Source organism: Micromonospora sp. BRA006-A, assembly GCF_033433935.1.
In the GTDB taxonomy this organism is placed as follows: domain Bacteria; phylum Actinomycetota; class Actinomycetes; order Mycobacteriales; family Micromonosporaceae; genus Micromonospora; species Micromonospora aurantiaca.
The window spans coordinates 5,520,037-5,544,207 of sequence record NZ_JANCLW010000001.1 but is presented as its reverse complement, the minus strand read 5'-3'; the positions used below and the strand labels follow the sequence as shown (position 1 = coordinate 5,544,207).

Genomic DNA, 24,171 nt, shown 5'->3' with positions numbered 1-24,171 from the left:
GGCACGCCGGCCCACCGGTGCGGGCATCGGGTTGTGTGGTTTTCCACACTCTCTTTTACTGAACGGTAACTTAAACTCCGGCCATGGACGACGCGATGCCGGGACGGCTGCCCGAGCGGGACCGCCCGTGGGTGATGCGCACGTACGCCGGGCACTCCTCCGCCGCGGCCACCAACGCGCTCTTCCGCCGCAACCTGGCGAAGGGGCAGACCGGCCTGTCGGTCGCCTTCGACCTGCCCACCCAGACCGGGTACGACCCGGACCACGAGCTGGCCTCCGGCGAGGTGGGGCGGGTCGGCGTGCCGGTGGCGCACCTGGGCGACATGCGGGCGCTGTTCGAGGGCATCCCGCTGGCCGAGATGAACACCTCGATGACCATCAACGCGCCGGCGATGTGGCTGCTCGGCCTCTACGGCACCGTCGCCGCCGAGCAGGGCGCGGAGCTGAGCCGCTGCGCCGGCACCACGCAGAACGACATCATCAAGGAGTACCTGTCCCGGGGGACGTACATCTTCCCGCCGGCGGCGTCGCTGCGGCTGACCGCCGACGTGATCGCGTACACGCTGCGCGAGATGCCCCGGTGGAACCCGGTCAACATCTGCTCGTACCACCTCCAGGAGGCCGGCGCCACGCCGGTGCAGGAGGTCGGCTTCGCGCTGGCCACCGCCGTCGCCGTGCTGGACACCGTGCGCGACTCCGGTCAGGTGCCGCCCGAGCGGATGGGTGATGTGGTCCAGCGGATCTCGTTCTTCGTCAACGCCGGGGTGCGCTTCGTCGAGGAGATCGCCAAGATGCGCGCGTTCGGCGCGCTCTGGGACGAGATCACCCGCGACCGCTACGGCGTGGAGAACCCGAAGCAGCGCCGGTTCCGCTACGGCGTCCAGGTCAACTCGCTGGGCCTGACCGAGGCGCAGCCGGAGAACAACATCCAGCGGATCGTGCTGGAGATGCTCGGCGTCACGCTGTCCCGCGACGCCCGCGCCCGCGCCGTGCAGCTGCCCGCCTGGAACGAGGCGCTGGGCCTGCCCCGCCCGTGGGACCAGCAGTGGTCGCTGCGCATGCAGCAGGTGCTGGCGTACGAGTCGGACCTGCTGGAGTACCCGGACCTGTTCGCCGGCTCGCACGTGATGACCGCGCTGGTCGACGAGATCGTCTCCGGCGCCCGGGTCGAGCTGGAGAAGGTGCTGGAGATGGGCGGCGTGGTCACCGCCGTCGAGACCGGCTACCTCAAGAGCGCGCTGGTGGCCTCGCTCGCCGACCGGCGCCGCCGGATGGAGTCCGGCTCGGACGTGGTGGTCGGCGTCAACCGGTTCACCGAGACCGAGCCGTCCCCGCTGACAGCGGCCGGCGCCGAGGCGATCGAGCAGGTGGACCCGGCCGTCGAAGAGGCGGCCACCGACGGCGTACGCCGGTGGCGGGCCGACCGGGACGCGGCGGCGGTCGAGGCGGCGCTGGACCGGCTGCGCGCCGATGCCGCCACCACGGCGAACCTGATGCCGGCGACGCTGGACTGCGTGCGGGCCGGGGTCACCACCGGCGAGTGGGCTGGCGCGCTGCGCCAGGTGTACGGCGAGTACCGCGCGCCGACCGGCCTGGCCGGGGCGGTCGGGACAGCCGGTGACGCGACCCTCGCCGGGGTCCGGGAGCGGGTCGCCGCCACCGCCCGGGAGCTGGGCAGCGGCCGGCTGCGGCTGCTGGTCGGCAAGCCGGGGCTGGACGGGCACTCCAACGGCGCGGAGCAGATCGCGGTACGCGCCCGTGACGCCGGCTTCGAGGTGGTCTACCAGGGCATCCGGCTGACCGCCGGGCAGATCGTGGCGGCGGCGGTGGAGGAGGACGTCGACCTGGTCGGCCTCTCCGTGCTGTCCGGCTCGCACCTGGCCGCCGTGCCGGCGGTGCTGGACGGGCTGCGCGCTGCCGGGCGCGGCGACCTGCCGGTGGTGGTGGGCGGGATCATCCCGGCCGCCGACGCCGAGGCGCTGCGCGCGGCCGGGGTGGCAAGGGTGTTCACGCCGAAGGACTTCGCGCTCACCGGCATCATCGACGAGCTGGTCACAGTGATCCGCGAGGCCAACGCCCTGTCGTGAAAGGAAGGGCCCCTTATTAACGCCTCCGGTAGGGAAGGGGCCCCTTCTTAACACCCGCGCGACAACCGCGCGCGAAAGCGGCGCCCGCAAGCAGGCGCCGCATCCGCGCGGGTGGGTCAGCGGCTCTCGTAGGTCATGCAGTCGGCCATGTCCATGTCGGGGCCGACGGTGATGGCCGGGGCGTGACACTCCAGGTCGGCGTTGTGCCGGCAGTCGGCGCGCGAGCACGCGCCGACCTGCGCGACCAACTGGTCGAGGCCGCCGCGCACCGGCATCTCCACGAACGTGTGGCAGTGCGCGTGGTCGCTGCTGCCGATCGTGATGGCGAACGCGTGGCAGTCGTTCGTGTGGTTGTAGGCGCAGGACCGGACGGCGCACTCCTGGACCCGGGGCATCTCCAACGACGCGGTCATCTCCCGTACCTCCTTGGGTTTCTTGCCCCGATTTTAGAGGTTTCGGGAGTCGGTGCGGGTCAGACGCGGAAGCCGGCCGCGCGGGCCGCGGCGCGCTCGCGGCGCCGCTCCCGGCGGCGGCGGAACAGCCACGGTACGAAGAACACCAGGGCGACCAGGAACACCAGCACCAGCACCGGCAGCAGCAGCGCCACCACCGACATGACCACGCTCGTCGCGTCCTCGGCGGTGCTGGCGACCGGCGCGCCCACCCCGGCCGTGGTCGCGTTGATGACCGGACGGGCGGCGGCCTTGAGCAGGTGCACGCCGAGCGCGATCAGCACGCCGACCACCACCGGTACCCACTGGTGCGTGGAGAAGAACGTGTCCGGGTCGCTCACGGTGACCGTCTCCGAGCCGGCGCCCGCGCCGAACGCGAGCCCGCCCGCGGTCGGCCGGACCACCGTCTGCACCACGTCGTTGACGTGGTCGACCACAGGCACCTTGTCGGCCACCACCTCGACCGCGAGCAGGACGGCGAGGATCAGCACCACCCAGCCGTTGCCGAGCCACTGCCAGCCGCTCGGCAGCTCGACCAGATCGGTGTAGCGGGACAGCAGCCCCATCAGCAGCAGCGGGATGTAGGCGTTCAGGCCCGCCGAGGCGGCCAGGCCGGAACCGGTGAGGACTTCGAGCACGATCTCAATATGGCACCGGTACGCCAGTGGCGCTCGTCGGCGTCCGCCGGGGCCTCGGCTACCCTCGGCGGGTGCGGTTGGTGATTGCGAAGTGCTCGGTGGACTACGTCGGACGGCTCTCGGCCCACCTGCCCCCGGCGACCCGGTTGCTGATGGTGAAGGCGGACGGGTCGGTGTCGATCCACGCGGACGACCGGGCCTACAAGCCGTTGAACTGGATGAGCCCGCCCTGCCGGCTGGAGGAGGCGCCAGGCGTCTGGCGGGTGGTGAACAAGGCCGGCGAGGAACTGCGCATCACCCTGGAGGAGATCTTCCAGGACACCTCGTACGAGCTGGGCGTGGACCCGGGCCTGCGCAAGGACGGCGTCGAGGCGCACCTGCAGGAGCTGCTCGCCGCGAACCCGGAGACGTTGGGGGAGGGCTTCACGCTGGTCCGCCGGGAGTACATGACCGCGATCGGGCCGGTCGACCTGCTCTGCCGGGACGCGGTCGGCGGCGCGGTGGCGGTCGAGGTGAAGCGGCGCGGCGAGATCGACGGCGTGGAGCAGCTCACCCGTTACCTGGAACTGATGAACCGCGACCCGCTGCTCGCGCCGGTGGCCGGTGTGTTCGCCGCGCAGGAGATCAAGCCGCAGGCGCGGGTGCTCGCCACCGACCGGGGGATCCGGTGCGTGGTGGTCGACTACGACAAGCTGCGCGGCATCGAGCGCGACGAGCTGACGCTGTTCTGAGGCGCCGCCTCAGCGGCCCCGGCCGTACATCAGCTTGGCGATCTTGATGATCCGGGCGATGTCGGCCGGGGTGCGCTCGAACGTCATGGCCGGCAGCAGCGACCGGGCCCGGCGGCGGGTGACCGACTTGGGCCGGCCGAACTCGCGCAGTCCTTCCTCGCCGTGGATGCGGCCGAAGCCGGACTCGCCGGTGCCGCCGAACGGCAGCGTCGACATGCCGGCGAAGGTCAGCGCCGAGTTGACCGAGGCCATCCCGGACCGCAACCGCCGCGCGACCGCCACCGCCCGCGCCCGGCCGAAGACCGAACCCCCGAGCCCGTACGGCAGCGCGTTCGCCCGCTCGACCGCCTCGTCCACGTCCCGGACGCGGTTGACCACGAGCGTCGGCCCGAACGTCTCCTCCTGCACGGCGGCCGAGTCCTCCGGCACGTCGACCAGCACCGTCGGGTGCACGTACGGCGGCTGGACCGCCTCCGGGCCGCCCAGCACCGCCCGGCCGCCCCGGCTGAGCGCGTCGTCGATGTGCCGGCGGATGACGTCGATCTGCGACGGCATGGTGATCGGGCCGAGGTCGGACCCGTCGGCGCCCACGGTGAGCCGCCCGGCCTTCGCCACCACCTTCTCCACGAAGGCGTCGAAGACCTGGTCGACCGCGTAGACCCGCTCGATGCCGATGCACGTCTGGCCGGCGTTCGTCATCCCGCCCCACACGCACGCGTCGGCGGCGGCGTCCAGGTCGGCGTCGCTGTCCACGATCATCGCGTCCTTGCCGCCGGCCTCCAGCAGCACCGGTGTGAGCGTTTCGGCGCAGGCGGCCATCACCCGCTTGGCGGTGGCGGTCGAGCCGGTGAACGCGACCTTGCCGACCCCGGAGCGGCACAGCGCCGCGCCGACCGCGCCGAAGCCGTGCACCACCTGGAACACCGGCTGCTCCGGCACCACCTCGGCGAACCTGTCGACCAGCCACTGGCCGACCGCCGGGGTGTACTCGCTGGGCTTGAACACCACCGCGTTGCCGGCCGCGAGCGCGTACGCGGCGGAGCCGATCGGGGTGAAGACCGGGTAGTTCCACGGGCCGATCACACCGATCACGCCGTACGGCTGGTATTCGAGGTGACCGCTGAACTCGGCGAGGACCAGGCGGGAGCGGACCCGGCGCGGCCCGAGCACCCGCTGCGCGTTGCGGGCCGCCCAGTCGATGTGCTCCAGCGCGGTGAGGATCTCCACCACCGCGTCACCGACCGGCTTGCCGCCCTCGGTGTGCATCAGGTCGGCGAGTTCCTCGATCCGCCGGGCGAGCACGCCGCGCCAGCGCTGGAGGCGGTCGCGCCGGCCGGCGAAGCCGAGCCCGGCCCACCAGTCGCCGGCCGCCCGGGCGCGGTCGACGGCGGCGCGCACGTCCGCCTCGGTGGCCAGCGGGAAACTGCCTGCCTCGGCGCCGGTGGCCGGGCTGGTCGACACCAGCCGACCGTCGGAGATGAGCGGGGCGCCCGGCACATGCACAGCGGTCATGGCCGAAGTCTAGACCCGAGGATTACTCGCCGGTAGGTGTCGAACGCGCCGTACGCTGCGCGGACGATCAGCCGTCGCATCGACGGAGATGCCGTCCGAAACGGCGAACGGGAGATGACCGGCCGGGGTCGCGGGGGTGACCGCGCGGTGGTGCAAGCCACTACGGTGAGGTGGCAGGCTGACGCCGCGGGGCGATGTGGGGTGGAGGTCGACTGTCCATGGAGGAGCATCCTGAGCTGATGCCGTTGCTGACGGTGTCGGGCGGGGCGATGCGAGGGCTCACGTTCCGGGTCGGCCAGGAGGCGCAGGTGATCGGCCGTGCGCCGACCGCCGACATCGTGCTCGCCGACCCGCACCTGAGCCGGCGGCACGCCACGGTCCGGGCCACCCCGGAGGGGGTGCTGCTCACCGACCTGGGCTCGACGAACGGCACCTGGCTCAACGACACCCGGGTCACCGGCAGCGTGGCGATCGCCGACGGCGACGTGGTCCGGCTGGGCCGCACCGACCTGCGCCTCTACGACCCGGGTGTGGCCCGCACCGACCCGGTCGGGATGAGCTTCGGCGCGATGCGCCGCGACCAGCGCCCCACTGTGCCGCTGCCCGTCCCCGGGCCGCGCCAGCCGATCGAGGCCCGCGAGGCGCAGCCGGCCGACGTCAGCTAGCGGCCCCAGCCCTCGCTGCGCCCTCGAGGCCGCTGATTCCCGGCACCCGCTCGTCGGGCCCTCGATACCGCGTTGCGTCCTCCACGGCTGCTGAGTGCCGGCACCCGCTGGGCCGTCGAGGCGCCACGTTGATCCCTCGACGGCCGCTGATTCCCGGTGCTCGCGGAGCCCTCGCACCCGCGCTGACCCCGGCCTCGCGCCGGCCCGCGTGCTCAGCCCGGCGGCTCCTGAGCGCGCGCCCCGCCACCCGCTGCCTTCTCGGCGCCCCTCCCCGGCCCGCCTACTCGCGGTGATCAAGGAGTGGGCGGACGTTCCCAGGTCCCGTCGATCATGAAGTTTGCGGCGACAAATCGGACGCGGAACGCCGCCAACTTCATGATCAACGCGGTAGGTGAAGTGGGGTGCGGCGGCGGGATGCGGGGGCGGCGGGGCGCGCGGTGCCCGGGGGCGTGCGCCATCTCCGGGTGGCCCGCTGTGTCTGTGGGGCACATGGACCGGGGGTGGGCGTGCGTGCCAGCATGCGCGGATGCGCAGCGCACGGCTCACCGTCCAGGCCAACGGCATCACCCAGGCGGTCCGCGTGGCCGGTCCACCGGACGGCGTACCGGTCCTGCTGGTGCACGGCAACGTCTCCTCCTCCGCGTTCTGGGAACCGCTGCTCGCCCGGCTGCCGGAGACGCTGCGGGTGGTCGCCCCCGACCTGCGCGGCTACGGCGAAACAGACACCGCGCCGGTCGACGCCACCCGGGGGCTCGACGACTTCGCCGACGACGTGGCCGCGCTGCTGGACGCCCCGGGGCTGTTCGCGCCCGGCGCCCGGCCGGTGGTGGCCGGGCACTCGCTGGGCGGCGGCGTGGCGATGCGGCTGCTCGTCGGCCACCCCGAGCGGGTGGCCGGGCTGCTGCTGGAGGCGCCGGTGTCCCCGTACGGCTTCGGCGGCACCCGGGACCTCGACGGCACCCCCACCACGCCCGACTTCGCCGGTACCGGCGCCGGCGGCGCGAATCCCGACTTCGTGGCCCGGCTCGCCGCCGGTGACCAGAGCGCCGACGGCCCGACCAGCCCGCGGGCGGTGCTGCGCGCCGCGTACGTGGCCGACCCCGCGTCCCTCGGCGACGACGAGGACCTGCTGCTGGACAGCATGCTGACCACCGCCACCGGAGACGACAACTACCCGGGCACCGCCGTCGCCTCGGCCCACTGGCCGGGGACCGCCGCCGGGCCGCGCGGCGTCCTCAACGCGTTGGCCCCGGCCCACTTCCGGCTCGCCGACGAGCTGGTCGCCGTCCCGGTCAAGCCGCCGGTGACCTGGGTACGCGGCGACGCCGACGTGATCGTCTCGGACACCTCGCTGTTCGACCTGGCGTACCTCGGCCGGCTCGGTGTGGTGCCCGCCTGGCCCGGCGACGGGGAGTGCCCGCCGCAGCCGATGGTGGGGCAGACCCGCGCGGTGCTGGACCGGTACGCGGCGGCCGGCGGGACGTACCGCGAGGTGGTACTGCCCGGCTGCGGGCACAGCCCGCACCTGGAGCGGCCGGCGGAGTTCGTCGCCGAACTGCTGGCGCTGGCCGGGGAGAACGCCACCGGGTGAGGCGTGGTGCGTGAAATATCCCACGGCGTCTCGACAACACAGCGTCACGTGGCAGACTCCGGCGCATAACCTTAGCGGCCGTTCATGTCGCGGACGGCGGAGTCGAGCCAGGGGAGGCCGGTCGTGGCGCGGGAGTTCACCAGGGTGGGCGTGGTGGGTCTGGGCACCATGGGTGCCGGCATCGTGGAGGTGTTCGCCCGCAACGGCGTCGACGTCACAGCCGTCGAGATCTCCGACGCGGCGCTGGAGCGCGGCCGGACCACGCTCACCGGCTCCACCGACCGGGCGGTCGCCAAGGGCAAGCTCGCCGAGGCCGAGCGGGACGCCCTGATGGCGCGGGTCGACTTCCGGGTCGGCCTGGACGCGCTGCACGACGTGGACCTGGTGATCGAGGCGGTGCCCGAGCACCTGGACCTCAAGCAGCGGATCTTCGCCGAGCTGGACCGGGTCTGCAAGCCCGAGGCGATCCTCGCCACCAACACGTCCTCGCTGAGCGTCACCGAGATCTCCGTCGCCACCACCCGGCCCAACCAGGTCATCGGCATCCACTTCTTCAACCCGGCCCCGGTGATGAAGCTGGTCGAGGTGGTCCGCACGGTCGTCACCTCCGCCGACGTGGTCGCCGACGTGGAGGCGCTCTGCGAGCGGCTCGGCAAGGTCGACGTGACGATCAGTGACCGGGCCGGCTTCATCGCCAACGCGCTGCTGTTCGGCTACCTGAACCACGCGGTCGGCATGTTCGAGGCCCGCTACGCCACCCGCGAGGACATCGACGCCGCCATGAAGCTCGGCTGCGGCCTGCCGATGGGCCCGCTGGCGCTGATGGACCTGATCGGCCTGGACACCGCGTACGAGATCCTCGACACGATGTACCGGCGCGGCGGCCGGGACCGGCGGCACGCCCCGGCCCCGCTGCTCAAGCAGATGGTCACCGCCGGTCTGCTGGGCCGCAAGTCCGGTCGGGGCTTCTACACCTACGAGCGGCCGGGCTCGCCGAAGGTCGTACCCGACGAGTTCACGCCGCTCGCCGCGGACGCCGCGCTCGCCGACGGCGCCCGCGCCATCGCGAAGGTCGGCGTGGTCGGCTCCGGCACCATGGCCACCGGCATCATCGAGGTGTTCGCCAAGGCCGGCTACGAGGTCATCTCGGTGACCCGGGGCGCGGAGAAGTCCGCGAAGGTCTGCGAGGCGGTGAAGACCTCGCTGAACAAGGGCGTGGTGCGCGGCAAGCTCAGCGAGACCGACCGGGACGACGCGCTCGGCCGGATCACGTGGTCCGCGACGCTGGAGCACCTGGCCGACGTCGACCTGGTGGTCGAGGCCGTGATCGAGGAGCTGAGCGTCAAGAAGGCGCTGTTCGCCAGCCTCGACGAGATCTGCAAGCCGGGCGTCGTGCTCGCCACCACCACCTCGTCGCTGCCGGTGATCGACGTGGCGATGGCGACCCAGCGCCCCGCCGACGTGGTCGGCCTGCACTTCTTCAACCCGGCGCCGATCATGCCGCTGGTGGAGATCGTGCAGACCATCCGCACCTCCGCCGAGACGTCGGCCACCGCCCGCGCGGTCTGCGCGAAGCTCGGCAAGACCGGCGTGGTCTGCGGTGACCGGTCCGGCTTCATCGTCAACGCGCTGCTGTTCCCGTACCTGAACGACGCGGTGAAGATGCTGGAGGCCAGCTACTCGACCGCCGACGACATCGACTACGCGATGAAGCTCGGCTGCGGTTACCCGATGGGCCCGTTCGAGCTGCTGGACGTGGTCGGGCTGGACGTCTCGCTGGCCATCCAGCGGGAGCTGTACCTGGAGCTGCGCGAGCCCGGCTTCGCCCCGGCGCCGCTGCTGGAGCACCTGGTCACGGCCGGCTACCTGGGCCGCAAGTCCGGCCGCGGGTTCCGCGACCACACCCGGCGCTGACCGCTGTCAACAGCCGGGCCCGGTGACGGCGTCTTCGGGGTGTGACCTTCGAGGAGTACGTCGGCAGCCGCGGCCCGGCTCTGTTGCGTCTGGCCCGGCTGCTGACCGGCGACGCGCACCGCGCCGAGGACCTGACCCAGGACGTGCTGGCGCGCGCGTACGTGCACTGGCGGAAGATCGCCCGGGTCGACCGGCCCGACGTGTACGTGCGCCGGATGCTCGTCAACGCGAACACGTCCTGGTGGCGGCGGCGGTCCAGCCGCGAGCTGGCGGTGGACACGTTCGCCGAACGGCCCCAACGCGGCGACCTCGGCGGTGAGGCGGCGGACCGGGACGAGATGTGGCGGCTGATCCGCGCCCTCCCGGACCGCCAGCGCGCCGTCCTGGTGCTGCGCTACTACGAGGACCTGGACGACGCCACGATCGCCCAGATCCTCGACTGCTCCCCGGTCACCGTCCGCACCCACGCGATGCGGGCGCTCGCCCACCTCCGGGAGCGCTACGGCGTCCCGATGACGAAGGGGAGCCGGCTGTGACCGACCTCGACCAGCGGATCGCCTCGGTGCTGCGGGAGCACGCCGAAGGGGAGATCGACACCGGACGCCTGCTGCGTGGTTCGCGCGCGCTCGGCCGGCGCCGGCGGGTACGCCGCCGGGCCACCGCCGGGACCGCGCTCGCCCTGGTCGGCGTGCTCGGTTTCACCGGCGCGATACGCGCGGACGTGGGCGGGCTGGCCGGGCGGATGCCCTGGACGGCCGCGACGCCGGAGGCCGCACCACCCCCGGTGCCGCCGCTCGCCGACGGGGTGCCCGCCGCGCGCGACCGCCCCGACCTGGTCGGCACCGATCCGCAGGTGCTGCACCTCGGACTGGACAGCAGCCGGGCCCGCTATCTCGGCTGGTCCGTGCACGCGTCCAACCCGATCGAGTCGATCCGGTTCAGCGACGGCGAGGGACACCCGATCCTGCTCGAGGTGAGCCCGGTGGCGAAGGCCCTCGACGACACGCCGATCGACGGCTTCCCGGTGCAGGCCGTCAGCGGCCGGCTCGACTTCGACGGTGGCGTGCTGCGCGTCGCCGGTACGGACGGTCTGGTCACGTCGTGGCAGCCGTTCCCCGGTCTCTACGCCCGGGCGGCCACGCTGCGCGGTGACGTGGCCGCCTTGAAACGGGTCTCCGGCCTGGTGCGCTGGGACGAGGCCCGGCGATGCGCCGGGCCGGTGCGGCTGACTTCGCTGCCGGCCGACGCGGCGGTGACCGGATGCGCGGTGGACGTGGCCGCCTTCCCGAAGGGCTACATGGCTCAGCTCACCGTCTTCCGGGAGCCCTCCTCGACCATGTGGATGCGCTTGATCTACGGGGCGGAGACGGCGGAGGACACGGGTCGCGGCAGCAACCGGGACCTGGGTGGCCGCCCGGGCTTCCTCTATCCGGACGGCACCCGGCTGGAACTGCTCGGCCTGCCCAAGGGGCGGTTGACAGTCGACTTCGCCTGGCCCTTCTCCGGCGACCGGCCCGCGGGCCAGGTGGACTTCACCGAGGCCGACGCGGCGACGGTGCTGGCCGGGGCGGAGGTGGCGAAGGACCTCGCGCGTCCGCAGACCTGGCCCTGATCGGCCACCACGAGGGCGATCTCGGTACGGAACGGCCCGGGAAGGGCGCATCCGTACCAAGATCGCCCGACCCGGGTCCGGCCGGCGGACCGTACGCTTGGTGACCGTGAGCCCTCGTCGCAACCGCCCCCGCCGGGAGGAGAACCCCGGCCTGGACGCCGAGCGTGCCCGCCACGGCGTGCCGACCGTGCAGCAGTGGCGCGACGGCGACTGGCAGATACGCGCGATCAGCGGCGGAGCATCAGTCAAGACGTACCGTTGTCCCGGCTGTGACCAGGAGATCCGTCCCGGCGTGGCGCACCTGGTGGCCTGGCCGGCCGACGACCGGGGTGACCTGACCGACCGCCGGCACTGGCACTCCGGCTGCTGGCGGGCCCGGGACCGGCGTGGGCCGAACCTCCAGCGCGGCCGGGGCGCCCCGCGCTACGGCTGAGCGATCTGGATCACCCGGTTCCCGTCCCGCTGGGCGGCGGGGCCGCCGACGCGGGAGACTGGCAGGCGTGAGCACTCCGATTCGCGCGTCGTCGATCCTGCCCGGCCGCCGGGAGGACATCGAGCTGCACACGGCCGACGGGCTGACGCTCGTCGGCGAGCTGGCCCGGCCGCTGGACCGCGAACCGGCCGCCACACTCGTCTGCCTGCACCCGCTGCCCACGCACGGCGGGATGATGGACAGCCACGTGTTCCGCAAGGCGGCGTGGCGGCTGCCCGCGCTGGCCGGCCTGGCCGTGCTCCGGTTCAACACCCGGGGCACCAGCAGCGTCCGCGGCACCAGCGAGGGAGCGTTCGACGGCGCCGTCGGCGAGAAGTTCGACGTGGCCGCGGCGATCGAGTACGCCGAGTTCCACGAGCTGCCGAACATCTGGCTGGTCGGGTGGTCGTTCGGCACCGACCTGGCGCTGAAGTACGGCTGCGACCCGGCGGTGGCCGGCGCGATCCTGCTCTCCCCGCCGCTGCGCTACTCCGCGCCGGAGGACCTGGCGGTCTGGGCCGAGACGGGCAAGCCGCTCACCGCGCTGGTCCCCGAGTTCGACGACTACCTGCGCCCGGAGGAGGCCCGGGAGCGCTTCGCCGCGGTGCCGCAGGCCGAGGTGGTGGGCGTGGACGGAGCCAAGCACCTCTGGGTCGGCGACGCGGAGAAGGTGCTGGACGAGATCGTCCGGCGGGTCGCCCCCGGCGTACCGCTGCCGCTGCCCACCACCTGGGACGGCCCGATGGAGACCGGCGACGTCAGCGCGTACGCCGACCGCACCGTCGCCGCGTTCGCCGACACCCCGGTGCCCGGCCCGGCCCAGCGGCGCGCCGAGTAACCGCTCAGCGGGCGTCCTGGCGGGGTAGCACCACCTCGCGCAGGATCAGCTGCAACGCGGCCACCGTCGGGATCGCGATGAGCGCGCCCACCACGCCCAGCAGCGCCACCCCGAGCAGCGCGGCGAGCAGCGCGGCCACCTCGTTCACCGCCACCGCCCGGCGCATGATCTTCGGATAGATCAGGTAGTTCTCCACCTGCTGGTAGATCACGAAGAACACCAGACAGGCGATGCCCACCGGCAGGTCCGTGGCGAGCCCGACGAGCGTCACCACCACCGCGCCCAGCGTCGCGCCGATCTGCGGGATCAGGTCGGTCACCGCGACCACCACGGCCAGGGCGAACGGGTACGGCAGGCCGACCGCCAGCGCGAACACGAACGTGCTCACCCCGGCCAGCACCGCGATGGCGAGCGCACCGACCATGTACGCGCCGACCCGGGTGAGGATCTCGTCGCCGATCAGCCGGACCCGCTCCCGGCGTGAGCGCGGCGCCAGCGCGTACCCGAGTTCGCGCAGCTTGTCGAAGTACGCCAGGAAGTAGATCGTCAGCACCAGCACGGTGAGCAGGCGGAAGATCGTCCCGAAGATCAGTTGCGCGCCGCCGAGCACCCCGCCGAGCGCCCGCCCGACGTTGTCCGCGTTCGCCGCCGCCTGGACCCGCTCCATCACGTCGTACCGGATCACCAGGTCGTTGACTGTGGGATTGCGGCGCAGCTCCTCGACGTACCCGGGCAACTGCTGGATGAACTGACCGGACTGGGTCACCACCGGCGGCACCAGCGCCAGCAGGCCGGCGACGATCAGCAGCAGCAGGGTGAGCGTCACGACCGCCACCGCCAGCCCGCGCGGCACGCCCCACTTGCGCAACCGGACCACCGCGGGGTGCAGGCCGACCGCGAGGAACAGCGCGATCACCACGAGCACCAGGATGCCGGCGGCGTTGCGGATGCCCAGGAACAACGCGTACGCGAGCAGCACGCCGAGCGCGCCGGTGAACCCGACCAGGAAGGCGCTGCGCCGCAGCGGGCGTCCCGGTACGCCGAAGCGCCCGCTCGGCTCGAACTCACCCGGCTCGACGTCGACGGGCCGCTCGCCGCTCATGCCGGTGCCGGTCCGCGTGTGCTCCGCGGTGCGCGTGGTCTCACTCGCGGTGCCCGTGGTGCCGCCTGCGGGCCTCGCATCGCCGGTGGGGGAGCCGGAGGTGTTCACGTCCGCGGCCTCGTCGTCCCGGGCGGCGGAACCCTCCTGTGACACCCGTGCCTCCCCGCTACCCGGCTCGCCCGCCGGTGCCGTCCACGGCCGACGTGCGGCCCTCTGCCCGCAGGGTAGTCTCCGCCGCCCGGCCCGGCCATCCCACCACCGCCACCCGCCGGGCGGGTGGCGCGGGTCGCCCGCCAGTTCGGGGAGGTGGTGTGGTCCGGGTGAGTGGGATGCCGCCACGTCGCCGAGGTGGCGCTGGGCCCGCCAGTTCGGGGAAGTGGCGGGGTCCGGGTGGGGCGGATGCCACCACCTCCCCGATCCGGCGCGTCGGGTGGCTCAGTCCTTGTCGACCGTCACCGTGCTGGGCTTGGCGCTGCGCTCGTCGGTGGTGGGCTTGGTCGGGCGCTTGCCGTTCTCACCGGTGCTGGTGATCTTCGTGGGGGTGGCTCCCCGGCCGCCCTCGCCCGGCACGGCGGCCACAGTGGGCTCGCCGTCGACGCCCGCGCCGGCGGGGGAGTCCATCGTGGTCACCGGCTCGCCGACCGGCTTCGCCGTGCCCGCGTCGGGGGACTCGCCGTCACCCCTGGCCGGCCCGGCACCGTTGGGGACCGCGGTGGCGGTGCCCTTCGCGGCCACCGGCGCGCCGGCGCCGGCCGGGGTGTCGCCGGCGCTCTCCGCGCCGCTGGTGACCGGCGTGCCGTCGCCCGCCGGCGTGCCGTCGCCCGTGGACCGGCCGGTGGAGGCGGCGGCGAGGTCGTCCGGGTCGACTGGGGTGGCCGCGATCCCGGCCGAGTCGGCGTCGCGCCGCAGGTCGGTGAGGCGGCGCTGCAGGTCGTCGGACTCCTGCCGCGACTTCCAGGTCTCGGTACGCAGGTCGGCCAGCTCCTGCTGGGCCTTGGCGATCTCCAGCATGACCCCGGCGAGCTGCTGCCGGCCGGCGGCCACCTCCTGCTGGGTGGCGGCCAGGTGCTGCTGCGTGGTGGCGAGGTGCTGCTGGGTGGTGGCCGCGTACTCCTCGAACTGGCGTCGCGAGGCCGCGACGTGCTCGTCGGCCTTGCGGCGCTGCGCGCCGGCGTCGGCCTCGGCGCGGCGCAGCAGCTCGGCGGCCTCCAGCTCGGCCTGCTGCCGCATGCTCAGCGCGTCGGCCTCGGCGGCCTGCCGGACATCGGCGGCGGTGCGCTCGATCTCGTCACGCCGCGTCGTGTACGCCTGCTCCAGCTCCTCCTGGCGCTTGGCGTGCTGCTTGTCCAGCTCGTCGCGGCGCTTGGCGAACTCCTGCTCGGCGGCGGCCCGGCGCTGGGCCAGCTCCTTCTCCGCGCCGTCCCGCCGCTCGGCGACCTCCTTCTCCACCCCGGCCCGCCACGCGCCCAGCTCCTGCTGGGTCTGCGCGCGGGCCTGCTGCACGTACGCCTCGGTCTCGGTGCGCATGCGCTGCACGTACGCCTCGACCTCGGCGCGATTGCGCTTGCCGGCCTCGGCGGCCTCGGTGGTGAGCCGGTTGGCCTCGCTGCGGGCCCGGCCGCGGGTGGCCTTGGCGGCCTCCTCCGCGTCGTCCACGATCTTCTTGGCCTCGGCCAGCGCCTTGGCGTGCGTGGCCCGGCCGGCCTCGGCGGCGGCGTCGGTGAGCCGCTTGGCCTCCTGCTGGCCCTTGGCGTGCACCTCCTTGGCCGCCTCGCGGAGCTGGTTCGCCTCCTGCTGGGCCTTGGCCAGCGCCTCCTTGGCCGACTCCCGCAGCCGCGCGGCCTCCTGCTGTGCCCGGGAGTGGATCTCCTTGGCGGTGTCACGGAGCTGGGTGGCCTCCTGCTGGGCCTTCGCCAGCGCCTCCCGGGCGGTCCGGCGCAGCTTCTCGGCCTCGTCCTGGGCGGCCGTCCGCAGCCTCGTCGACTCGTCCTGCGCGTCCTTGCGCAGCTTCGCCGACTCGTCCTTGGCGGCCTTCAGCGTGGCCTCGGCCTCGGCCTTGCGGGCGGCGGTGTGCCGCTCCTCCTCGGTCCGGCGGGCCGCCAGCGCGATCTCGAAGTCCTTGAGCGCCTGGGCAGCCTGCTCCCGGGCCTCCTCGACGATGTGCTCGGCGGCGGCGCGGCGGGCCTCGATCTCCTCGTTGGCGGCGGCCAGGATGTCGTCGGCCTGCTCCTCGGCCATGGTGAGGATCTGCTCGACGCGCGGACCCAGGTGCCGGAACGACGCCCGGTCCACCACCGCCGCCTGCTTGCGCACCTGGGCCAGGTCGCGCTGGAGCACCTCGACCTGACCGGCCAGCTTGTGGATCTGGGTGTATGCCTGTTCCCGCTCGGTGGTCAACGCCGCGATCTCGTGCTCCGCGCGAGCGACGTAGCGGTCGACCTGCCGTTTCTCGTATCCCCGCAGGGCGGACTCGAAGCTGGGCTCCGTCGTCACGTCCCCGCCGAGCGCGAACAGTTCCTCGCCGTGCGACATGCCCCCATCCTCACACGCATCCGGCTCTGCTGGGGCGATACGGACGCCCCTTCTGGGAGCTACTTCACCCTCCTGGCGAAACGGGCCGCACAAGCATGACGGCGCGGGGCGACACCGGTCACCCGGCGTCACCCCGCGCCGTGGCTCATGCCCCCGACAGCGGGTGTCCGATCAGCCGGCCGACTCGGCCGTCACCTTCTGCCCGGCGGCGTCCGCCTTCGGCGCCTCGGCCTTGCCGCCGGCCGGCACGCCCGGCACGATGCCGGCCAGGCCGGACAGCATCTGCCCGAGCTGCGAGGTGACCGCGTCCTTCTGACGGGTCAGGTCCTCGACCTCGCGGCGGGCCGCCTGCGTGGTCAGCTCGGCCTCGGTGCGGGCCTCGTTGAGCACCCGCTGCGCCTCGGCGCGCGCCTCGTTGAGCGTCTTGTCGGCCAGCGCCTTGGCCTTGTCGACGGTCTCGTTGGCGGTGCGCTCGGACTCGACCCGCCGGGCCTCGGCCCGCTGCTCGATCTCCTTGGCCCGCTCCTGCGCGGCGCGGGCGCGCTGCTCGGCCTCGTTCACCAGCTTCTGGGTCTGCGCGACCTGGGCGGCGTGCCGCTCCGACTCCTCGCGCTCGGCCTTCTCGCGCCGCTCGGCGAGCTGGAGCTCCAGGGCCTGCAGGTCCTTGTCGCGCTTGTCGCGCGCGTCGGTGAGCAGCTTGGTCGCCTCGGCCCGCTTCTCCTCGGCCTCCCGGGCGGCCTTGGCCCGTTGCTGAGTGATCTCCCGCTCGGCGGTGGCGCGCAGCGTGGCGACCTCGCGCTCCACGGTCGACTTCAGCTCGGCCACCTCGTGCGCGGTGACCGTACGCAGCTGCTTGGTCTCCCGGTCGGCGTCGGCGCGCAGCGTGTCGGCCTCGCGGCGGGCCTGCACGCGGACCTCGGCGGCCTCGCGCTCGGCGGCGGTACGGACGCTGCCGGCCTCGCGCTCGGCGGTCGCCTTCATGGCGGCGGCCTCGGCGCGGGCCTTGTCGGTGATCTCACGCGCCTCGAGGCGGGCGGCGGAGAGGATGCCCTCCGACTCGCGCTTGGCCTCGTTGCGGTGGTCGTTGGCCTGCTCCTCGGCCAGCCGCAGGATCTGCTCGACGCGAGTGCCCAGGCCGGAGAGCGTCGGCCGGCTGTTCTCCTCGAGCTGCTTGTTGGTCTCGGTGAGCTTCTGCTCCAGCGCGCTCTGGCGCTGCTCGGCCTGCCGCAGCCGGCGCTGAGCGTCGTTCATCCGCTGCTCGGCCTCGGCGCGGGCCTGCTCGGACTGGCTCAGGGCGGCGCTGAGCCGGCCGATGAAGTCGTCGACCTGGTTGGTGTTGTAACCACGCAGGCCAACGGTGAAATCGGGCTGTGAGTTCGCGTTATCGAAGAACGCAAGAGGGGAGGACTGCTGCTGGGGCATTGGGACATACTGGCAGACGCCCCAGGGTGGTTCGCAAGAGCGGTGGGCACCTTTCGCGTCCTGTTTACATGGTCAACTCGGTCGGCCGGTGAGACCGGACCAATTGGCGATCTTGGCAGCTCCCGGGCGGGTGGGGCGGGTCGGGCTTCTGCGGGGAAGGCGGCGCGAAAAGGGCCGCGGGTCGGTACCCGCGGCCCTTTGTGCGTACGCCGGTCGAATGGTGCCCGGCTCGGCCGGAAAGGCAATCCGGCGCGACCGTACGGTCAGTGACCGCGGAACCGGTTGATGGCGCTTTCGTGGCGCGAGCGCATCTCGGTGTCCCGGACGCCGAGCCCGTCGGCGGGGGCGAGGCACCGCACGCCGACCTTGCCCTGGTGCGCGTTGCGGTGCACCTCGTACGCGGCCTGGCCGGTCTGCTCCAGGGCGTACGTCTTCGACACGGTCGGGTGCACCTTGCCCAGCGCGACCAGCCGGTTGGCCTGCCACGCCTCGTGGTAGTTGGCGAAGTGGCTGCCGACGATGCGCTTGAGGTGCATCCACAGGTAGCGGTTGTCGTACTGGTGGTTGAAGCCGCTGGTGGAGGCGCAGGTGACGATCGTGCCGCCCTTCTTGGCGACGTAGACGCTGGCGCCGAACGTCTCCCGGCCGGGGTGCTCGAAGACGATGTCCGGGTCCTCGCCGCCGGTCAGCTCGCGGATGCGTTCACCGAAGCGCCGCCACTCGTCCTGGTCCTGGGTCTGCTCGTCGGACCAGAACTTGAACCCCTCGGCCGTCCGGTCGATGACCAGCTCGGCGCCCATCTTGCGGCACAGCTCGGCCTTCTCCGGCGAGGAGACCACGCAGACCGGGATCGCGCCGCCGTTGAGGGCCATCTGGGTGGCGTACCCGCCGAGGCCGCCGGAGGCGCCCCAGATCAGCACCACGTCGCCCTGCTTCATGTTCGCGCCGTGGTGCGAGACGAGCTGCCGGTACGCGGTGGAGTTGACCAGCCCCGGGCTGGCCGCCTCCTCCCAGCTCAGGTGGCGCGGCTTCGGCATCAGCTGGTTGGCCTTGACGATCGCCAGCTCGGCCAGGCCGCCGAAGTTGGTCTCGAAGCCCCAGATCCGCTGCTGCGGGTCGAGCATCGTGTCGTCGTGGCCGGCGGAGTCCTCCAGCTCGACCGAGAGGCAGTGCGCGACCACCTCGTCGCCGGCCTTCCACTTGGTCACGCCCGGCCCGGTGCGCAGCACCACGCCCGCGGCGTCCGAGCCGACCACGTGGTACGGCAGGTCGTGGCGGCGGGTCAGCTCGGAGAGCCGGCCGTAGCGCTGGAGGAACTTGAAGGTCGGCAGCGGCTCGAAGATGCTCGTCCACACCGTGTTGTAGTTGATCGCGCTGGCCATCACCGCGACGAGCGCCTCACCGGGGCCCAGCTCGGGGGTGGGCACCTCCTGCACGTGCAGCGCCTTGCGCGGATCCTTGTCGCGGGTGGCCATGCCCTCGAACATGCGGGTGTCCTCGGCACGCACCACCACGCCCCGGTAGCTCTCCGGCACGGGCAGGCCGGCGAGGCCGGCGAGCTCCCGCTCCGGCTGCGACGAACCCTCCGCCGCCATGATCGCTTCGAGGATGTCCTGCACGGTGACCTCCCGTTTGTCCGCACCCGCACGACGCGGGCAGGGGTGCTGCCATCGTCGGCGCCGGTGCGACGGGACCGCCATGTCGGCAATCGACACATTCGGCAACCGGTCGCCGCTGCTGTTCGGGCGGACGTTACTGAACGGTAGCTAAAGCGGGAACCCCTCTGTGAAAAACTGCATCCACCGATGCGTGGAGGTGTCCGTGGGAACGTGCAAGTGCGCACTGCCGCGCGTGTTCCCACGTGTTAGGAAGGGCCCCTTCTTAGTGAGCGTTTGAGAAGCCGGTTCAGGTGCTGGTTGCCTGGGCCGGTTTCGTGTTGCGGGCCAGGCGGGTGACCATGACGTGGATCATGGCCCTCATCAGGTCAGGCGTTGCAACGATCCCTAGAACCCAAGCAACTGCTGTTAACAAGGGGCCCTTCCTCTACCGGAGGCGTTAATAAGGGGCCCTTCCTTGCGGGCGGGCTGAGCTGGGGGAGAGTGGTGACTGTCGCCGTCGCGGCTGGTCGGAGATCCGTCGCGCACGTGCGAGACTAGACAACCATGAGCGACCCACGGATCACCTCGTCGATCTTCACCCGCGGCGCGGTCGACCTCAGCGCGCTGCGCACCCCCGCACCGGCCGACACCTCCTCCGCCACACCGTCCCAGGTCGCTGGGCCGACCGGGCTGCCCGGCAGCCCCGCAGGCTCCGCCGCCGTGATCGACGTGACCGAGGCGAACATCCAGTCCGAGGTGCTCGAACGCTCGCTCACCACACCGGTGGTGGTCTTCTTCGGTGCCGCCGGCTACCCGGAGAGCGACCAGTTCGCCCCGGTGCTGGAGCGGCTGGCCGCCGAGGGCGGCGGAGCGTGGCTGCTGGCCCGGGTCGACGTGCAGCAGCAGCCGCGGCTCGCGCAGATGTTCCAGCTCCAGACGCTGCCCACCACGTACGCCATCGTCGGCGGCCGCCCGATCGACGCCTTCCCCGGCCCGGTCCCCGAGTCGCAGTTGCGACAGTGGCTCCAGGCCGTGCTCAAGGCCGGTGGCGTCACCGTCGCCGCACCGGAGGATCCGCGCCTCGACGCCGCCGACGACGCGCTGATGAGCGGTGACCTCGACGCGGCCGAGGCGGCGTACCGGAAGATCCTCGCCGAGACCCCGGCCGACGCGGCGGCGGAGGCGGGCCTGGCGCAGGTCGGGCTGGCCCGCCGGGTCGCCGGCGCGGACCCGCAGGGCGCGCTCGACGCCGCTGCCGCCGCCCCCGACGACGTGGACGCCCAGTTGCTCGCCGCCGACATCGAGGTGCTCAGCGGCCTCGCCGACGAGGCGTACAAGCGGCTCGTCGGCGTGGTCCGGCGCACCGCCGGCGACGACCGGGACCGGGTACGCCAGCACCTGCTCGGCCTGTTCACCATCGCCGGCCCGGACGACCCCGCCGTGGCCTCCGCCCGACGCGCCCTGGCCAGCGCGCTGTTCTGAGTCAACCCGCGCGGGCCGGCGCACCGCCGGCCCGCCCGACCACCGAGGACGGGAGCCCATGATGCGCCGGATCGCCGTCCTCGACGCGCCGACGAACCTCGGACTGCGCCCGCCCACTGCGAGCTCCGTCCCCGGGTGCGGCAAGGCGCCGGGCGCGCTGCGCGACCACGGCCTGCTCGCCCGGCTGCGGGCCCGCGACGCCGGTTGCCTGACCCCGCCCCGGTACGACCCGGGGGACTGGCGGCCCGGCGACGGCGTCTGCCACGCGCCGGAGATCTCCGCGTACTCGGTGGCGCTCGCCGACCGGATCGGGGCGATCATCGACCGGGGCGAGTTCCCGCTGGTGCTCGGCGGGGACTGCTCGGTGCTGCTCGGCTCGGCGCTGGCCATGCACCGTCTCGGCGAGGCGGTCGGCGGGCGGATCGGGCTGGTCTTCGTCGACGGCCACTCCGACTTCCGGCACCCCGGCAACGCCTCCTACGTCGGTGCCGCCGCCGGGGAGGACCTGGCCCTGGTCACCGGCCGGGGGCAGCCCGACCTGGCCGCGATCGAGGGCCGCCGGCCGTACTTCCGGGACATCGACGTGGTGGTGCTCGGCATCCGCGCGCAGGACGAGTACCGGCTCGACCTCCAGGCCGCCGGCATCACCACCCGGCCGGTGCCGGCGCTGCGCGCCGAGGGCGCCGCACGGACCGCACAGTGGGCGCACGAGCAGCTCGTCGACTGCGCCGGCTACTGGGTGCACATCGACGTGGACGTGCTCGACCCGGCGGTGATGCCCGCCGTGGACGCGCCCGACCCGGGCGGCATCGCCTTCGCCGAACTGGAGATCCTGCTCGCCGGGCTGGTCGACACCCCGCACTGCCTCGGCGTCGAGCTGACCGTGTTCGACCCCGACTACGACCCGGACGGGGCGTACGCGGCCGAGATCGTGAACACGGTGGTCGCCGGGCTCGCCCCGGTGGTCGCGCCCGGTGCCGTGCCGCCCCGGCTGCTGCCGGCCGGACCTGTCGCACCGGCGCCCCGCGCCGCCGACAGCAGGCCGGAGCCCGAGCCGCTGCCCGCCCCGGCGGCCGTACCGGCGCCGGCGGTCGCGGTGGAGCCGATCGGGCCCGACCCGACCGACGACGACCTCGGCGACGACCCGCTCGGGCCCGGCCTGCTGCGCCGCGCCTCCGCCGGAGACGAGCCGGACCCGGCCCGCTCCGGCATCGACATCGCCTGACCGGTACGCCTCAGTTCGCGGCGCACGGCGGTGCGGAACCCGCTCAGCTCGCGGCCAGGCCGCGCAGGAACTTCTCGGCGATCGGCGCCGCCACCTTCGAGCCCGCCCCGCCCTGCTCCACGAAGACGGCGAAGGCCACGTCGCCCTGCCAGCCGACGAACCAGGCGTGCGTGTGCGCCGGGTTGTTGTCGTACTCCGCGGTGCCGGTCTTGCCGTGCACCGGCTCGCCCGGGACGTCGGCGAGCACGCTGCCGCTGCCCGACGTGACCACCCCGCGCATCATCGTCTTCAGCGCCGCCACCGACTCCGGCTTGAGCGCCTCGCCGGCCGGCGCGGGCTTGGCCGGCGCCGGTTCGAGCAGCAGCTTCGGCTGCTCGAACCTGCCCCGGGCCACCGCCGCGGTGGCGCTCGCCATCGTCAGCGGGCTGACCAGTGTGGTGCCCTGGCCGATCGCGGCGGCGGCCTGTTCGGTGGCCGGGCCGTTGGCGGAGATCTTGCCGGTGAACGCGTCGGTGCCCAGATCCCACGCGGCCTCCAGGCCGAGCGACCGGCCGGCCTGCGCCAGCCCGTCCGGGCCGAGCTTCGGCGCCAGCGCCACGAACGCGGTGTTGCACGACTTGGCGAAGTCAGTGGCGAACGGCACCGCGCCCAGCTCGAAGTCGTCCGAGTTCTTGAAGACCCGGCCCTCGACGGTCGCCGTCTTCGGGCAGTTCACAGTCGTCTGCGGGGTCACCGCACCACGGTCGAGCAGGCCGAGCGCGCTGACCATCTTGAACGTCGAACCCGGCGGGACCTGGGCGGTGAAGGCGAGGTTCTCGCCCGCCGCGCCCGGACCGTTCGCGGCGGCCAGCACCGCGCCGTCACTGATCCGCACGGCGACCAGGGCGGACCGGCGGGTCTGCCCGCGCAGCGCGGCGTCGGCGGCGTTCTGGGTGGCCGCGTCGATCGTCGTCTTCACCGGCTGACCGGGCTTCGGGTCGGCGCGGTACAGCTCCGTGCCGGTCGGCTCGACCTTGCCGTCCGGGGTGGTCCGCTCGGTGATGACGGTGACGCCGGGGACGCCGCGCAGCCGCTCGTCGTACCGGCCCTGGAGCCCGCCGTGGCCGACCAGGTCGCCGCGTGCGTACCGCTCAGGGTGGGCCTGGAGGTCGTCGGCGGTGGCCTGGTCGACCGAGCCGAGCAGGGCCCGGGCGAACTCGCGGGTCGGCGCCAGCATGAGCTGCTCGGAGACGAACCGGGTGCCGGGCAGGTCGTAGATGCGCGGCTTGATCTGCCGGTACGCCTCGTCGCGCAGCGTCACCACCTCGACGAGCCCGTCCGCCTTCGCCTCCTTGAGCCGCTTGGGCAGGTCGCCCAGGTCGACCGGCGGGGTGAGCGCGGGCCGGATCGCCTTGAACGCGGCATCCAGCTTCCGGAGCAGGCCGGGGACGTCGTCGATCTCGCCGGGGACGAGTTGCACCCGGACCACCGGGCGCGGCGCGACGATCGGCTGTCCGGCCGCGTCGAGCACACCGGCGCGCTGCGCCGGCTCCCGCCGCAGCGCGATCCTGTCGCCGCTCTCCAGCTTCTCGTGCACCACCGACGGCTCCCAGATCACCTGCCACTGGTCGTCGCCGCCGCGCTTGAGGCGTACCGGATTCTCGTAGGCCCAGGTGCCGCCGCCGGGCAGCGCCCAGCTCACCTTGACCCGGGCGGTGGCGACGTCGCCCTTGGTGGTGATGTCGCCGGTCCGCGCCAGCTCCGGCGGGTCGGCCGCGAGCGCGCCGGCGAGCGCCTGGATCTGCTTGGTCACGTCGCCGGCGGGCACCCGCCCGCCGGCCGGCTGGACGAAGCCGACCGCCTGCAGGTCGCCGGAGCGCCAGCCGCCGAGGAACGCCTCGACGGCCGCCTCCGGGCCGTCGTCCCCGGAGCATCCGGTCAGCGCACCGGCCGTGACCAGGACTGCGGCCAGTGCCGCGAGGACACGGTGACGGGTGTGGCGGCGGGGGCGGACGGGGTACGACACGGGCATGAAGCGGTCCCTCCGGTGCTCAACTGCCCTGCACGCTAGTACGACCCGGCGCTCCCCACCGCCCCGCCACGGCCTCCGGCAGCGCGAGAAGCAGCGTGTGGGAGTGTGATGAACATCGCCAGTCGGGGTACTCCGCGAGCGGCCGACCTCGGACCCGCAACGGGTGAAAGGACAGAGTCCCGATCCGGATGTCCGGCCGGTGGTCCGCCGCGGGAGGTACCACGCGGTAGGGCCTAGGCTGGGCGGCAGAGTGACCCACAACGCGGTGGGTCGAGGGGAGTGGCACC

19 protein-coding genes and 1 pseudogene are annotated in these 24,171 nt (G+C 73.3%); 12 read left to right on the top strand and 8 right to left on the bottom strand.

All coding sequences use genetic code 11. The features are described 5' to 3' along the window. Positions 1 to 83: 83 nt before the first annotated feature. Positions 84 to 2,087: a protein meaA gene (locus tag NMK34_RS25210; RefSeq protein ID WP_318335470.1), complete on the top strand. Its 2,004-nt coding sequence runs from the start codon at positions 84 to 86 to the stop codon at positions 2,085 to 2,087. 116 nt (positions 2,088 to 2,203) lie between these two features. Here the strand turns inward: NMK34_RS25210 and NMK34_RS25205 are convergent, their stop codons facing one another. Both NMK34_RS25205 and NMK34_RS25200 read right to left on the bottom strand, forming a co-directional pair. Next, positions 2,204 to 2,500: a DUF1540 domain-containing protein gene (locus tag NMK34_RS25205; protein WP_013288237.1), complete on the bottom strand. Its 297-nt coding sequence runs from the start codon at positions 2,498 to 2,500 to the stop codon at positions 2,204 to 2,206. Positions 2,501 to 2,559: 59 nt separating this feature from the next. After that, on the bottom strand, positions 2,560 to 3,177 hold the full coding sequence (locus NMK34_RS25200; protein WP_013288236.1) for a DUF4126 domain-containing protein: 618 nt from the start codon (positions 3,175 to 3,177) through the stop codon (positions 2,560 to 2,562). Positions 3,178 to 3,248: 71 nt separating this feature from the next. Here NMK34_RS25200 and nucS point away from each other — a divergent pair, with 71 nt between their 5' ends. Beyond that, the gene (gene nucS / locus NMK34_RS25195) at positions 3,249 to 3,908 is read left to right on the top strand and encodes an endonuclease NucS (protein WP_030503891.1); all 660 of its coding nucleotides are present in this window, start codon (positions 3,249 to 3,251) and stop codon (positions 3,906 to 3,908) included. A 9-nt stretch (positions 3,909 to 3,917) separates the two neighbouring features. Here nucS and NMK34_RS25190 read toward each other — a convergent pair whose 3' ends face one another. Then, entirely contained in the window at positions 3,918 to 5,420 is a 1,503-nt protein-coding gene (locus tag NMK34_RS25190) for an aldehyde dehydrogenase family protein (protein WP_318335469.1), read from the bottom strand. 218 nt (positions 5,421 to 5,638) lie between these two features. Between NMK34_RS25190 and NMK34_RS25185 the strand changes: the two genes are divergently transcribed. The 7 genes from NMK34_RS25185 to NMK34_RS25155 all read left to right on the top strand — a co-directional run bounded on the left by NMK34_RS25185 (position 5,639) and on the right by NMK34_RS25155 (position 12,512). Then, a complete protein-coding gene (locus NMK34_RS25185; RefSeq protein ID WP_135241787.1) occupies positions 5,639 to 6,085 on the top strand; it encodes an FHA domain-containing protein in 447 nt (148 codons plus the stop codon). A 526-nt stretch (positions 6,086 to 6,611) separates the two neighbouring features. Continuing rightward, complete coding sequence (locus tag NMK34_RS25180) at positions 6,612 to 7,676, top strand: alpha/beta hydrolase (protein ID WP_318335468.1); 1,065 nt, start codon at positions 6,612 to 6,614, stop codon at positions 7,674 to 7,676. A gap of 123 nt (positions 7,677 to 7,799) precedes the next feature. After that, complete coding sequence (locus NMK34_RS25175; RefSeq protein ID WP_318335467.1) at positions 7,800 to 9,590, top strand: 3-hydroxybutyryl-CoA dehydrogenase; 1,791 nt, start codon at positions 7,800 to 7,802, stop codon at positions 9,588 to 9,590. A gap of 41 nt (positions 9,591 to 9,631) precedes the next feature. Further along, positions 9,632 to 10,126 (top strand): SigE family RNA polymerase sigma factor, encoded by a 495-nt coding sequence (locus tag NMK34_RS25170; protein WP_318335466.1) that lies wholly within the window; start codon positions 9,632 to 9,634, stop codon positions 10,124 to 10,126. Then, positions 10,123 to 11,202 (top strand): hypothetical protein, encoded by a 1,080-nt coding sequence (locus NMK34_RS25165; RefSeq protein WP_318335465.1) that lies wholly within the window; start codon positions 10,123 to 10,125, stop codon positions 11,200 to 11,202. Before NMK34_RS25170 ends, NMK34_RS25165 begins: the two co-directional genes overlap by 4 nt. Positions 11,203 to 11,302: 100 nt before the next feature. Continuing rightward, positions 11,303 to 11,635 (top strand): hypothetical protein, encoded by a 333-nt coding sequence (locus NMK34_RS25160; RefSeq protein WP_318335464.1) that lies wholly within the window; start codon positions 11,303 to 11,305, stop codon positions 11,633 to 11,635. Positions 11,636 to 11,702: 67 nt separating this feature from the next. After that, positions 11,703 to 12,512, top strand: a complete 810-nt coding sequence (locus tag NMK34_RS25155; RefSeq protein WP_318335463.1) for an alpha/beta hydrolase — start codon at positions 11,703 to 11,705, stop codon at positions 12,510 to 12,512. Positions 12,513 to 12,516: 4 nt separating this feature from the next. On the opposite strand, the gene NMK34_RS25150 is transcribed toward NMK34_RS25155, so the two are convergent. From NMK34_RS25150 to ccrA, 4 genes are all read right to left on the bottom strand, one after another. Next, positions 12,517 to 13,614: an AI-2E family transporter gene (locus tag NMK34_RS25150; protein WP_318336419.1), complete on the bottom strand. Its 1,098-nt coding sequence runs from the start codon at positions 13,612 to 13,614 to the stop codon at positions 12,517 to 12,519. A gap of 435 nt (positions 13,615 to 14,049) precedes the next feature. After that, positions 14,050 to 16,146 carry a hypothetical protein gene (locus tag NMK34_RS25145; protein WP_318335462.1) on the bottom strand — a complete coding sequence of 699 codons (2,097 nt, stop codon included), beginning with the start codon at positions 16,144 to 16,146 and terminating at the stop codon, positions 14,050 to 14,052. Between the two features lie 171 nt (positions 16,147 to 16,317). Next, entirely contained in the window at positions 16,318 to 17,568 is a 1,251-nt protein-coding gene (locus tag NMK34_RS25140) for a DivIVA domain-containing protein (RefSeq protein ID WP_318335461.1), read from the bottom strand. Positions 17,569 to 17,831: 263 nt separating this feature from the next. Further along, a complete protein-coding gene (ccrA, locus tag NMK34_RS25135) occupies positions 17,832 to 19,187 on the bottom strand; it encodes a crotonyl-CoA carboxylase/reductase (protein WP_194800729.1) in 1,356 nt (451 codons plus the stop codon). Between the two features lie 543 nt (positions 19,188 to 19,730). Between ccrA and NMK34_RS25130 the strand changes: the two genes are divergently transcribed. The 3 genes and pseudogenes from NMK34_RS25130 to NMK34_RS30940 all read left to right on the top strand — a co-directional run bounded on the left by NMK34_RS25130 (position 19,731) and on the right by NMK34_RS30940 (position 21,873). After that, a complete protein-coding gene (locus NMK34_RS25130) occupies positions 19,731 to 20,648 on the top strand; it encodes a tetratricopeptide repeat protein (protein WP_318335460.1) in 918 nt (305 codons plus the stop codon). Between the two features lie 58 nt (positions 20,649 to 20,706). Beyond that, a pseudogene (locus NMK34_RS25125) lies at positions 20,707 to 21,734 on the top strand (arginase family protein); the annotation flags it as partial. A 10-nt stretch (positions 21,735 to 21,744) separates the two neighbouring features. Then, positions 21,745 to 21,873 (top strand): hypothetical protein, encoded by a 129-nt coding sequence (locus tag NMK34_RS30940; protein WP_412098918.1) that lies wholly within the window; start codon positions 21,745 to 21,747, stop codon positions 21,871 to 21,873. 43 nt (positions 21,874 to 21,916) lie between these two features. Here the strand turns inward: NMK34_RS30940 and NMK34_RS25120 are convergent, their stop codons facing one another. Beyond that, the gene (locus NMK34_RS25120) at positions 21,917 to 23,884 is read right to left on the bottom strand and encodes a penicillin-binding transpeptidase domain-containing protein (protein WP_318335458.1); all 1,968 of its coding nucleotides are present in this window, start codon (positions 23,882 to 23,884) and stop codon (positions 21,917 to 21,919) included. Positions 23,885 to 24,171: the final 287 nt, after the last annotated feature.